We start from the raw sequence: 13,512 nt of genomic DNA, 5'->3' as shown, positions 1-13,512 counted from the left end.
GTATTTCTGTCGCCGAAAGAGGTGCGACCCCTGTAGAATATCACCCATGAAAATCAAAGGCTTTACACTTGACCTACCGGTACCAGAGAACACAGTTCCTCTGGTCTTCGACTCGCCGCACAGCGGGACAGAATTTCCCGACGACTTTTCGTCTCCCGTTAGCAGCGAGAAACTTTTGACAGCGTGGGATGCCTTTGTAGAAGACTTATGGGCACCGGCCGTGAGCCAGGGTGCCAGTCTCCTGAAGGCCCATTTCCCAAGAGTATATATTGACCCCAACCGTGCACCCGATGATGTTGATGCACGGGATGTGGACGGCACACTCCCTTTTACCTGCAAACCAACCGTTTATTCCGAGCGCGGCATGGGATTGATCCGCAAATTCGCTTTGCCTGGTATCCCCATGTACGAAACGCCCCTGACTGCCAAGCAGATCATGGACCGAATAGACACATATTACACGCCCTATCATACGGCCCTTACCGAGCGGTTAGAGACACTCCACCAAACGTTTGGTAGTGTCTGGCATATTGACTGCCATTCGATGAAGTCAAAGGGCAATGCCATGAATATTGATAATGGCCAACCGCGACCGGACATTGTTCTGGGCGACGGAGACGGCACCACCTGCGAAGAAGGTTTCATTGCTGTTATTGAGGATAGCTTCCGCAGCAAAGGATATAGCGTTTCCCGCAATGTTCCCTACAAGGGCGGATATCTTATTAGGCATTACGCAGCCCCGACGCGTAACCGCCATTCCATGCAAATTGAGATTAATCGCGCCGTATATATGGACGAGCAGGCTTTCAAGCCAAACAATCATTATCAGACTTTCAAACAGGATCTTAGCGACCTGACAAAAGAGTTATGCGCCTATATTCGGGACGCCATTGACCCGTCGCTGAGCACACCAATCAAATAAGGGGAAAGGGTATGAGCAGTGCTGAGCAGAAAGTCCATGTGGACATTCATCACGAAACACCACCTGCACCGAAGAAAAAAGGCGGGACAAATCCCATCGTTATTCTTCTTGGGATTCTGTTTTTTGCTTCCTTCCTGACCTATTTTATACCGTCCGGTGAATATGCACGGGACGGCAAGCTGGTTGTCCCCGGCAGTTATCATACGATTGAAAAAGAAACCTCCCCATCCGCCCTCTTTGCACTGGGGCCGCATTCGGAAACAGAGGCATCCCCGGTAAGCTTGATAGAAACACTGCTTGCCATCCCGGAAGGGTTGGAGCGCAGTGGGGGCCTGATTTTCATGGTCCTGATAATCGGTGGCATGTTCGGTATCATCAAACAGTCCGGGGCAATTGATGTCGGGCTGGAACGCCTGCTGTCGTTGGTGAAAGGGAATGTGTATGTCCTGATACCGGGGTTAATGATCGTCTTTTCTGCGGGTAGCACATTCCTTGGGCTCGCCTCGGAATATCTGCTGATCATCCCGGTAATGGTCGCCCTTGCGAACCGTATGGGCATGTCCAATATCATGGGGCTTGCGATTGTAACCGTATCGGTAAAGATCGGCTATATTGCATCAGTAACCAACCCGCTTCCACTGACAATTGCTCAGCCTCTTTTGGGTTTGCCGATTTTCTCAGGCGCAGGTTTCCGGTTTGCTGCCTTCTGTGTTTTCCTTATCATTGGTATCCTGTTCATGCTCTGGATGGCCAGAAAGTCCGGCTACAAAACTGATGTCGAAGTTGACTTTTCCGGTGATCGTCTGAGCCTGCGGCAGCAATCCATGCTGTGGTCGCTGGTCGTCGGTATCGGGTTTCTTGTCTATGCCTCCAGCACATGGCAGTGGAAACACGAAAACCTGACAGCTTACTATATTGCGCTCAGCATCCTTTTGGCCGTTCTAAGCGGTCTTGGTGCCAGTGCGGCCGCGGATGCCTTTGTTTCGGGTATGAAAAAAGTCCTGATGGCAAGCTTCCTGATTGGGGTCGCAACGGCTGTTTCCGTTGTCCTGCAAAAAGGGCAAATTCTGGATACCATTGTCAGCGGCATGACGGGCATGATCGGGGAAGACAATCCGATGATTGCTGCCTCTGGCATGTTCTTCTCGCAGCTGTTTCTTGATTTTCTTATTCCATCCACATCGGGCCAGGCCGCCGTTAGTATGCCGATTCTGGGGCCGATTGGTCAGATCACCGGTGTTACCCCGCAAACAACCGTTTTGGCGTTCCTGTTCGGGAATACCATCACCAACATGCTGACGCCTACATCCGGTACGCTTTTGGCGTATCTGGCAACGGCACAGGTTGGCTGGACAGCATGGGCGCGTTTCATCGTGCCATTGTGGGCCATTTTTATCGTTGTGTCGCTTGTACTGCTAAGTATCGCCGTCATGATCCAGTATTAGTATGGAGTAAACTGCGAGGGCACAGACCAACAATTGGTCCGGTGCCCTCGCCTGTTCTTCAGGGTCAGTCTTTAGGGCCTGCTTTACGATTTGCGACCGAAAACTTTATAGTGCAGGACAGTCAGGGCAGGGACCGTCAGGATCAAAACCGTTGTCCCGATGACAATACCAAACCCGAGCGAAACCGCCGTTGGGATTAGAAACTGTGCCTGAACGCTGGTTTCAAGAATGATCGGCGCAACACCAAGAAACGTGGTCAGCGTCGTTAGCAAAATCGCCCTGAAACGCTCCAGCGTGCCTTCCAGAATAGCTGACAGATAATCTTCTCCGGCATCGAGACGCTCGTTGACAAAGGTAATAACCATCAAGGAATTGTTGATGATCACCCCGCTCAGACCGATCACACCAAAAATACTCAGCAAGGTTAAATTCATGCCCAAAATGGCATGGCCAAGAATTGCACCCATGAACCCAAACGGGATCGCGATCATCACAATGATCGGCTGCGAATAGGACCGGAAATTAAGCGCTAGCAGGGAATAAATGACCATTAGTGCAATCAGAAAATTCTGTACAATCACAGGTCCCATTTCTGCCTGCTCTTCCTGGTCCCCGGACAGTGTAATGTGCAAACCGTCAAAATCGTCCTGCAGTGACGGTGCGACTGTATTCAATATGTGGTCTGTTACAATACCCGCAGTAGTGACAGATGTGTCCACCTCTGATGTCAGGGTATAAATCTGACGACCATCAATGCGGGTAATACTGGCGTCTGCTGGCTCCACGCGGATGTCGGCCAGATTTGTAACCGGGACAAACCCGTCACCAACCTTAATCCGCAAAGACTTCAGTGCCTCAAGGTTATAGCGCTCATCCTTTGGCAAGCGGACCCGAACCTGGATTTCCTCCCGGTCGCGCTGAACCCGTGTCGCTTCTGAGCCAAAAAACGCTGCCCGGACCTGCCGCGCCAGTTCATTCTGTGTGAGACCATAAGACAGGGCGAGCGGTTTGATTTCAATTTTCACTTCATCCGTAGTGCGGAAACGGTCATCCCTGATATCGTAAACACCGGGTAACTTCTCCAGTTCCTTCCGAATTGCCAGTACAGCCGCCTTGGTATCATCCGCAAGCCGTGTACTAATTTCGAAATAGACCGGCGCCCCCGGCGACACCAGATCTGCAGAATAGGTTAGCTTCTGTGCCCCTGGAATTTCACCGATAATTCCGCGCCATTCTTCGATAAAGTCCTGCGCATTGAATGTCCGTTCTGACGCCTCCTGAATACGAGCAACCACATAGCCTTTATTTGACATGGCGCCACCATCAGTGGCCACGCGTCCAGTGCCGTCAATCGGGGACACGCCAAGCACCCAGAAGATACCCTGCAAGGGTTCAATACCCGACTGTTCAAACCGCTTAGCCGCTTTCTCAGCCCCGTCCACGATCCTGTTCAGATAGTGGATAGTTTGTTCCTGTGAAGACGTTTCAGGCAGTTCCAGTGTTACATTTACATAGTCGCCCTCCACTTCAGGGAAGAAGACAAATTTCACTGCCCCACTGGTCATCAGCGACATGCTGGCAAAGAACAATCCAAACGCAACCAGAACAGTTGCCAGCGGATTAGCAATAACAACCTTCAACGTAGGACGTAGTCTGGCTTCCACAACATGCCGTAGCCCTGCAGCGAAATAATCCCGTACAGGATCCGCCAAGCGCCGCGGCGACCAACGGCGCGGTTTACCGCTGCGCAAATGGGCCAAATGCCGTGGCAGAATCAGCAAGCTTTCTGTAAGTGACAGCACGAGAACGATAATCACAACTGCGGCGATCGGGCCAATAAACTGACCAAATGTACCCGGCAGGAACAGGAGCGGTACGAACGCTACAATCGTCGTCGATACAGAAAACAGGATCGGCATATATACCCGCAGCACGCCACTGCGCGCTGCTTCCATAGCTGTGCCTGTATGTTCCCGTCGTTCGGCGTGGATGTTTTCACCGACCACGATCGCATCATCAACAACGATACCAATGGCCAGAATAAACCCAAACAGGGATAACTGATTGATCGATACATCAAACACATTCATCAGCATCCCGGCGCCGACAAAGGATACACCCACGCCAAAGGCAACCCATGCGGCAATTCTGATATCCAGGAATATCATCAACAGTCCACCTACCAGCATCAGACCAAGTAATGCATTGCTGGTCAGCAGGTCGATACGTTCTTCAAGCATGACGGAATTATCACGCCAAAACTCCGCCTGTACACCTTCTGGGAGCACAGCTTCGATGTCATTGGCATAATAGTCCCGAACTGCCTCGGCCAGATCAAGTTGCTGTTCATCACCAACCCTGTAAATTGACACATATGCAGCGGGCTTGCCCTTATACAGCGCTTGCTGTGGGCTTTCTGACAAGCCGTCCGTGATTGACGCAATATCACTCAGATAAACGGGCGTACCTGTACTGCTGGCACCCAGGACGATGGTTTTAAATTCGGCCTCTGTCCGGCGCTCTCCAACTGATCGTACCAGAATTTTCTGACGTTCTTCTTCGATATTACCGCCAGATAGATCAAGGCTCTGTTTAGCCACGCGATCAGAAATATCCAACAGGGACACCCCCAGGGATTCCAGCGTTTCCTTACTGATAGAAATATCAATCAGATATTCTGGAACACCACTGATGCCGACCCGCGATATATCAGGCAAATCAACCAGATTCGTGCGTATACGGTCTGCAACCTGCTTTAATGTCTCTCGGTCGGTATCACCATACAGGATAATACGCGCGGCAAGTTCTTCCGGCTCCATGTGGGCGACAACGGGCCGCTCTGATCGCTGCGGGAAGACGGTAATACGGTCTATCTCTGCCTGAATGTCGTCTTTCAGCTCCTGAATGACTGCATCTTCTTCAAGCTTTACAACAACACTTGCGACACCGGTTGCAGCAAGCGCCGTGATTTTCTGAACACCTTCCATACCTTCGAGGCGTTCTTCAATCGGCTTGACGATCGAGGTTTCCACCTCGGCTGGGGTTGCCCCCGGATACGGCACTGTTACGGAAATTGCCCTGAGAACTAATTCAGGGAAAAGCCGTACTTCAAGTGACAAAAAAGAAATTAGCCCCGAGACGATGATCAGAGCCGCCAGAAGATTGGCCGCTACACGGTTACGCAGGCATACATCAATTAACGTTTTCATACTTTATGCCTGCTTCTACTGGTCTGCTGAACCGGCTACACGTACCGGCTTGCCGCTAAATTCTTCAGCAAGCAGCGTTACCATCAAAGCCTGACCATCAAGGGACTTTTCTGACGTTACAACGGCTTTGGAGCCACTTGTTGCCAGGACCCTGATCGGCTGCTGGTGAATTTTATTATCGTCACCAACCAGCCAGACATATGCACCCTTGCGGATTATCCCATAAGGAATTTCCCACAGTGGCTCTGTACTGCTTGCTTCAATTTCAACCGACATGAAATCATTACCAAAAACACGGCCCATATTTTCAGGTGAAAACACATCATCAAACTCCGCGATAATCACAGCAGTTCTGGACCGGGGATCAACCACCGGCGCAATGCGCGTGATATGGCCTTTGATTTCCTGCGATCCAACGGCGCCGTTACCCGGTTTGGCAACAACAGAAATCGGCTTTTTGCCCTTGGCTTCATAGGTGCGGGCCACCGCCATCACCTCATCACTTTTCAAACTAATGGCAATTTCCGCGCGGTCCGTATTCATCAGATCCGCAAGCACCTGACCCGGCGACACGAAACTATCTTTTGAGACAGTCTCAGAGACAACAAGTGCTTCAAACGGCGCGCGAATAACAGTCTTCGACAGCCGTTCCTGTGCCAGTTGGATTTGCGCCGATGCCTGCTTAACCCCAGCTTCGGCTGCCGCGAGGTTAGCATCAGCTGTATCAACCACCGCTTCGGAGACATGCCCCTTGTCAAACAGGTCCTGCGCACGGGCATGGTCGGCCTTTACTTTCGCCAGCTGCGCCAGACTACTTGCATGGGCCGCTTCGGCATTCGCCAAGTCCGCCTCGTAGGTGGTGGGATTTATCTTGAAAAGTATATCACCGCCAGCGATACGGCCGCCAACTTTGAAAGACGGATTAATATAGGTAATCTTACCGGCCACTTCGCCCACAACCTGTAGCTGGCTTTGCGGCGTCAACCGGCCCGTAGCCTTAATCATATAGGAAGATACCTTACTGTTCACTGACATGGTTTCAATCAGTTCAGCACGGTTCAGTACCTCTGAATTGCTGCCGGACTGCGCAAGTGTGTCATTGCCGCCTGCTGTTAACAGCATAAACCCTATAACCAACACGCAGACACCTGCGAATATTGAGAGGTTGGAGGCTATTGTTGATTTTATTTTTTCCATAAGTCGCTGCCTTGTACTCGGGCCGGTGAGGGGCTACCCCAATAAAACCCTGATCGCTTTCTTTAATTCTTGTAGAAATTCTTCCCGGCTGGCTACCGTATGCACCAATCCTTCGATCACATGCTTCAGTGTTGAGAGAAAGTCCTCAAGCGAGCCGTTAGGAGGGGTCAGACCATCCCGGATAAAAGCTTCCCTTATCAGATTCAAAGAATGCTCTTTCACTGCCTTACCGGACTGTCCTGCTTCGAAAGCCAAGATGATTTCATGGCTGTGCGGTGACGTTCTAAGATCATCAATATGATTCCCTATCCGGCAGTCCATTGCTTCAATCAGGCGCTCCTGAATGGGCTTATCAGGTTGTGCCAATGCTTTCTGTGCCTCTGTACGAGACAAAGTGGACATATGGACCACCACAGCATCAAAAAGCTCCTGCTTTGAGCCGTACTGATTATAAAGCGCCTGCCGGGAAATACCGATTTCCTGCGCGATATCGTCCATAGAGGTTTTTCTAAACCCATATTTCATAAACACGGAATACGCGGCTTGAAGTCTGTCCGTCATTCTTCTGTACTTTCACCTAGAATTTGATCTTATTTACAATAACTACCAAGTTTGTCAAGTTCGTACAAATACTAACGCCCTAAGTCCTGCCCGTCAAACATCAGCCTGACTTTCCTTAAGGTAATGAAATTACTTGTATAATCGCACTGAAAACCCTCAATAGACACCGACAGGCGTTGCCACTCAGGTTCAAGCATTCTGACATAAAGTTATGGTAGACTAGCGATTTCAGGGAAAAGGCTGCACCGTGCAGCCCTAGATATCCAGTATAATCTTGCCTGTATCCGTACCCAGATCACCTGATTGGTCAGGGACAGAACAACACAGCAAAATTTCATCATCCGCAAGCGGAACATTTGTTGACACCAGCGTCTTAACAGTGCCCGCAACAAGGCGTGTACGACAGCTGCCACAACTGCCCGAACGGCAGGAATAGGGAACATCAACGCCTTTTTCGGTGACATAATCAAGCAAGGGGCCGTCTTTACTGGACCATATACCCGCCGTGCCAGAACGCAATAAAACCACCTCAGCATCTGGCATTTCACCAATTGCGGGCAGACTGGCCGGACCGAAGTTTTCTGTTAGTATCCTATCGCCAGATACACCGAGTGCGGTCAGCGCGGACGTCATATCCGCCATAAAGGAAGAAGGCCCACACAGATACACATTCACGGCGCTGTTTTGAATAACCTGCCCCAAAATGGATTCGAGAACTGCCGCAGTGAAGTGACCTTCATGCATATAATCCTGACCCTGTATGTCATGGTCCAGCGGCCGACTAAATGCGGTGAAAACAGACACTTGCTCCCACAGTGTTTCAGCATCTTTCAAAAGCTTTTTAAAGGCTTGCTCGTCACTGTTACGAGCGGCATGCAGAAAATACACCGGACGCTTTGTCGGAGCATACATTTCTTCGGCCAGCAATGCATTCAGCATGGCAATCATAGGTGTTATACCAACCCCGGCGGATAGCAGAATGATCGGGTTGCCTGTTTTAGTTTCCAGAAAAAAGGATCCTTGGGGCTTTTTAGCATGCACAACTGATCCCGGCTGCACTTGGTCATGCAGAAGAGCAGAGGCCCTGCCCCTTTCCTCCCGCTTAACACTAATTCTGTAATGATTTGGGGAAAAAGCTGTTGATAAACTATACGAACGCCGGATGGGATCAGGACCAGTCGGGTCAGACAGACATATCGGTAAATGCTGACCGGGCCTATAGGGCGCTAGGGCTTCTCCGTCCTGTCGTTCCAGATACAGGGAAATAATGGTCGCTGATTCTGCTACAATCCGGCGCACAACATACGGTTCCCAATTATTGTCTCCGACCATGGCCTCGGCTGCCTGCCAGGACCCAGTGAATGCAAGCGCTGGTGAATACTCCTGAAAGTGCCACCGAAAAGGCATTCTGCCACGCAGTAACCGTGCCCGTTTCACTTGAATAGAGACCAGTCTTTCTGCCCCACTGAAGGCATCCAGTAGATCACTATGCCAGATAATTCCGGCCTCACCCTGAATATAAAGCAAATCCCCTGTCTGAAAGTCGGGAAAGACCAAGCCTACCTTGGGGTTTTTCAGAATATTACCAAGGGTATTAAAGTGTTTATTTCCTGAAAAATCTGGAAAAATAAGGGTTGTTTCATCCAGTATTTCAACAAACCCCGGCTTGCCACCCCGGTGGGAAACGTCAACGCCGCTGCGTCTGTCCTCCGGGTCATGCTGGTATGCTGACGCAATAAAGAAGGTATCAGCCTCTGCGACCAGGGTCTGCATGGCTTTATTCAGTTTGGTAACGTCAGTCGGGGCCGTCCTTACGGGTGATGTCCGCGGAACAATCTGATCGACGAACCGGGTTTGAATATACTGCGGGCAATTACCAAATGACTGCATAACGCCAATGGAAAAGCCCTGGTCAGAGATATTGAATATACGGCCAGACATTCTGTTTCTGCGGCGGGTATGAAGCTCTATACCCAACACGCCAATGTCCGCACCGCCCACAATAGCCACCGCAATAGGATCATCCTCCACTGGTACCGCCTGTACAACAAGCTCCACCGGTGACGGCGACGAAATGCACCCTTCATCCCCAAAGAGGATCGAGGCAATCGGCCACCCGCCCCTGTCTACCACCCCCACGACAAGATAGGATAATCCTGCAAAAAAATCGCGGTGCTGATCTGGCATATAGTTGCGGATAACACGCGGTGCATATTGGTGGATTTGTTCCCGAACACCGACACGCTCCTGGATTTCAAGTTCGCCTTCATGAAAAGGACTGTCATCTCGTTTAATCGCTGTCGCCTGTATGTGATCGGGTTTCATACCAAGTCTCCACAAACCGTATTGAAAGAAAAAAGGGGAAGGCAAGCCCTTCCCCTTATAAGTTATGCCACCTTGGCAATTGGTGATTTGATCATCGGTACAAACCCTGGCAGGGCTTCAATCCGATTGATCCAGGCAATCACCGCAGGATAAGGCGACGGGTCAAATCCTCCTTCTGGCGCATGGGCAACATATGTGTATATGGCCACATCAGCGACAGTTGGTGTATCGCTTTCCAGGAACGCTGTTTTCCCTAGAACCGTTTCAAGTTTACTAAACAGATCAGCCGTGATGCTGTAAGCCTGATCAAGATCAACAGGTGCCCCGAAAAGCTTCGCAAGCCGTGCCGCAGCCGGGCCGTTCGCCACTGCCGTACCGGCAAGGTTAAGATATTTTTGCACGACTGCCCGCCCATAGGGGTCTGAAGGCAACCATGTGTCGGCACCATATTTCAAAGCCAGATACATCAATATTGCCGTGGATTCATACAGCGTATCATCGCCGTCCTCATACACAGGTACCTTCCCGTTGGGGTTCATCTGCAAAAAGGCATCTGTCTTTTGCTCACCTGCCTTCAGGTCAACCTGAACCAGATCGTAGTCTAGGCCAAGAAATGAGAGAAAAAGTGCAACACGGTGTGCATTTCCAGATAGTGGAAAGCTATATAATTTCCGTTCAGACATTAATGTATCTTCCTTCTAATAAATAAACATAAAGACGCCTCGCAGCGAGACAGCTCAAACCGGGGCCGTTCGGACCTGTTTGCAAATATTAGCGAGTAACGCAGTGTGCGGCGCATATGCCTTGTATGCAAAAATGTTCTTAATTGGGCTGCATATATCGCCACCATTCCTGAGTGATGACCGCGCATACCTAAGTCCTTTCCCGTTCCTCCCTGGCTCTGTGCCTGCTATCCAGTAAAGGGGGAGGAAGCCCGTCTGGGCATGGGGAGGGCTAGTTTGGTGACGGGCTTCCTTTGCCGACTTCGATTCAAGGGGATAAACGGACGAAGTCGGTAACTCTTATTCACATTAGATCGGGACCGCTGCGAAGGAACCGCTGGTACTAAGAACAATGGCAAACAGTCCCACCACAATCAGAGCTTTAATCGCATCTGCCAACATGTCGGTAACAGTGTAATTATCATTCATGCTCATATCCTCTTTGGTCGCTGACTCGGGGGGCTAAGCCAAATAACGCTTAAGGTGTCCCGATCTGTCAACCCTTCTAATGGAAAGTGTACCGATCTGTCAACTTCTTTTTTTCGCATAGTTGAAATATTGTATAAAAGTTATTAAATTCAGAACATTACAAATAACTTCTGCTGCTATAAATTCAAATTCGACATATGAAATCAAAGATGCTATAGTACCTATCTGTAAATGTTTGGAGAATCACGTGAGTAGATCAAAAAGAAACGAATTACTGGAGAAAGCGCTGATCGCATTCAACCGGGGTGGTTATTATGCTGTTGGTATGGACAGGCTGGTGAAGGAAACCGGCATATCCAAAACATCCATGTATAAACATTTCAAAACCAAAGAAGATTTGATCGAAGCTGTTCTCCGTTTGCGCGATGAAAAATTCCGGGGATGGCTTGTCGGTCGTATCGACAGCCTTGCACAAGACCCTGTAGGCAGACTGCTTGCCATGTTTGATGCCCTGGATGAATGGTTTCATACCAAAGAATTTCGCAGCTGCATGTTTATCCGCGCTTCTTCCGAATATCCGGATTCGAACCATCAGGTATATAAAGTCTCCGCAGAGCATAAACGTCTGATTCTGAACTATGTAACCGGATTGGCGCAGCAAGCAGGTGTCGAAGACCCTATCCTGCTGGCGAAGCAACTGTTGCTGTTAAAAGAAGGTGCCATTGTAACGGCCCATATGCTTGGCCCCGACGGCGTACAGCACACCGCCAAAGAAGCTGCCAAGACCTTGATTTATGCATCCCTTAAAAAGGCGCCTACACCTCTGGCTGAGTCTATCCCCCAGTCCGCACCAGACGCCTAAGGCAGCATTCACCCACCTGCTGTGTCAGGGCGCATATGGAAGGCAGCGCGCCGCAAGCGCCCACTGCGCAACCCAGGCTTTAACCGCAGCACCAAACCCGGCTTCAGTCACTTGGCCGGGTTTGCCAGCATCTTCCAGGCCTGATACTGGCTGAGGAAAACATCGCCTGTTAGATCGTCTAGAAAACTTGTTGTTTGCAGGCGGTCCATAACCGGCCCTTTTACCTCGCTTAAATGCATAGTGATACCAGCATCCTGCAACCGGTGATTCATGGCTTCCAGCCCTTCCAGTGCACTTGCATCAATGTTGTTAACGGCAGGGCACATCAACACCACATGTCTGATTTTCGGACACCCCAACGCCAAATCATAGATTTTATCCTCTAAAAACCGCATGTTCGCAAAATACAGGCTTTCATCGATTCGGATCGTCAACAGATTATCGGCCGTTTCAACATCGTGTCGTAAAACATTTCTGAAATGCTCGGTCCCCGGCACCAGGCCAACAATGGCAAAATGCGGGATAGTTGTTCTGTGCATAAACAGCACAAAGGACAGAATAACCCCGGCTGCAATACCTGCCTCTACCCCAACTAGTAATGTCAGCAGTATGGTTGCGGCCATCGCAGAAAAGTCACGCTTGCTATACCGCCAGGTGGCAATAATAGGTTCAACCTTCACCAGTGTCAGAACGGCGATAATGATGGTCGCAGCCAGTGTTGCTTTGGGCAGAAAGTACAATAACGGTGTCAAAAACAGCGTGGCAAGCGCAATCCCGATTGCCGTAAGCGCACCAGCCGCCGGCGTCACAGCACCAGCATCAAAATTCACCACAGACCGCGCAAAACCACCGGTCACGGGATAGCCGCCACTGACAGCGGAGGCAATATTACTGGCACCAAGTGCCACCAGCTCCTGATTAGGTCTGATACGCTGCCGCCGTTTTGCCGCAAGTGTCTGCGCCACTGAAACAGACTCTACAAACCCAATCAGGCTGATCAGCAGAGCCGCCGCAGCAAGATCCGCGGCCAGATCAAAACTAATTCCCGGCACAGACAGTCCCGGCAGACCCGTAGGCACTGCGCCTACGATTGTAACCCCCTTGTCGGCCAGGCCAAAAAAATAGGTCGACACAGTCGTTAGAACAACAACCATGATCGGGCCTGCCTTTACCACCAGATCCGCTGCGCGGGCACCCAGCCCAGCCTTGATCAGGGCAGCCTTCATATAGTTCCGGATCGAGAACAGCAGAACAATACTTGCGGACCCGATTATCACAGTTGGTATATTCACAAGATCAAGCTGTGACACCATCGACACTGTTTGTTCCGGCAAGGTATGCCCCGTGGTCTGAACCCCCAGAATATGCTTTAATTGGCTGAAGGCGATCAGAAGGCCGGATGCAGTGATAAAACCACTGATCACCGGATGACTGAGAAAATTCGCAATAAACCCAAGCCGGAAAACACCCATAAACAGTAAGAAAAGCCCGGAAAGGAATGCAAGTGCAATTGCTGTTTCCAGATAGCCAATCGTGCCGGGTGCGGCGATCGCAGCAGTTGCCGTTGCCGTCATCAGGGAGACAACAGCAACCGGCCCAACCGCAAGCGTGCGACTGGTGCCAAATACAGCATAGAGGATCAGTGGCAGGATACTGGCATACAGGCCCACTTCTGGCGGCAACCCAGCCAGCATGGCGTAGGCCAGAGACTGCGGTATCAGCATGATGGTTACAATAACTGCCGCCACACCGTCCTCTGCGAACATCTGTTTTGAATAGGTGCGCCCCCATTCAATGATGGGGAACGCGCTTTCAATCGACCGGAGCAGCTTCATACTGA

General features: G+C 50.5%; 9 protein-coding genes. 3 read left to right on the top strand and 6 right to left on the bottom strand.

The genetic code is table 11. The features are described from left to right. The first annotated feature begins 46 nt into the window (after window positions 1-46). On the top strand, window positions 47-922 hold the full coding sequence (locus IE181_RS04910; RefSeq protein ID WP_191250420.1) for an N-formylglutamate amidohydrolase: 876 nt from the start codon (window positions 47-49) through the stop codon (window positions 920-922). An 11-nt stretch (window positions 923-933) separates the two neighbouring features. Further along, window positions 934-2,367, top strand: a complete 1,434-nt coding sequence (locus IE181_RS04905; RefSeq protein ID WP_191250419.1) for a YfcC family protein — start codon at window positions 934-936, stop codon at window positions 2,365-2,367. 83 nt (window positions 2,368-2,450) lie between these two features. Here the strand turns inward: IE181_RS04905 and IE181_RS04900 are convergent, their stop codons facing one another. The 5 genes from IE181_RS04900 to IE181_RS04880 form a co-directional block, all read right to left on the bottom strand. Then, entirely contained in the window at window positions 2,451-5,576 is a 3,126-nt protein-coding gene (locus tag IE181_RS04900; protein ID WP_191250418.1) for an efflux RND transporter permease subunit, read from the bottom strand. 15 nt (window positions 5,577-5,591) lie between these two features. Further along, a complete protein-coding gene (locus tag IE181_RS04895; protein ID WP_191250417.1) occupies window positions 5,592-6,773 on the bottom strand; it encodes an efflux RND transporter periplasmic adaptor subunit in 1,182 nt (393 codons plus the stop codon). A gap of 33 nt (window positions 6,774-6,806) precedes the next feature. Continuing rightward, window positions 6,807-7,334 carry a TetR/AcrR family transcriptional regulator gene (locus IE181_RS04890; RefSeq protein WP_191250416.1) on the bottom strand — a complete coding sequence of 176 codons (528 nt, stop codon included), beginning with the start codon at window positions 7,332-7,334 and terminating at the stop codon, window positions 6,807-6,809. 255 nt (window positions 7,335-7,589) lie between these two features. Beyond that, the gene (locus tag IE181_RS04885) at window positions 7,590-9,659 is read right to left on the bottom strand and encodes a 2Fe-2S iron-sulfur cluster-binding protein (RefSeq protein WP_191250415.1); all 2,070 of its coding nucleotides are present in this window, start codon (window positions 9,657-9,659) and stop codon (window positions 7,590-7,592) included. Window positions 9,660-9,721: 62 nt separating this feature from the next. Beyond that, window positions 9,722-10,342, bottom strand: coding sequence for a glutathione S-transferase family protein (locus IE181_RS04880; RefSeq protein ID WP_191250414.1), 621 nt, complete (start codon window positions 10,340-10,342; stop codon window positions 9,722-9,724). A 715-nt stretch (window positions 10,343-11,057) separates the two neighbouring features. Between IE181_RS04880 and IE181_RS04875 the strand changes: the two genes are divergently transcribed. Continuing rightward, a complete protein-coding gene (locus IE181_RS04875) occupies window positions 11,058-11,672 on the top strand; it encodes a TetR/AcrR family transcriptional regulator (protein WP_191250413.1) in 615 nt (204 codons plus the stop codon). Window positions 11,673-11,779: 107 nt separating this feature from the next. On the opposite strand, the gene IE181_RS04870 is transcribed toward IE181_RS04875, so the two are convergent. Then, on the bottom strand, window positions 11,780-13,507 hold the full coding sequence (locus IE181_RS04870; RefSeq protein ID WP_191250412.1) for a SulP family inorganic anion transporter: 1,728 nt from the start codon (window positions 13,505-13,507) through the stop codon (window positions 11,780-11,782). Between the last annotated feature and the right edge of the window lie 5 nt (window positions 13,508-13,512).

This window comes from Kordiimonas sediminis, assembly GCF_014656395.1.
GTDB lineage: Bacteria > Pseudomonadota > Alphaproteobacteria > Sphingomonadales > Kordiimonadaceae > Kordiimonas_A > Kordiimonas_A sediminis.
The sequence above is the reverse complement of the archived record's forward strand: the minus strand, read 5'-3'. Positions and strand labels throughout refer to the sequence as shown.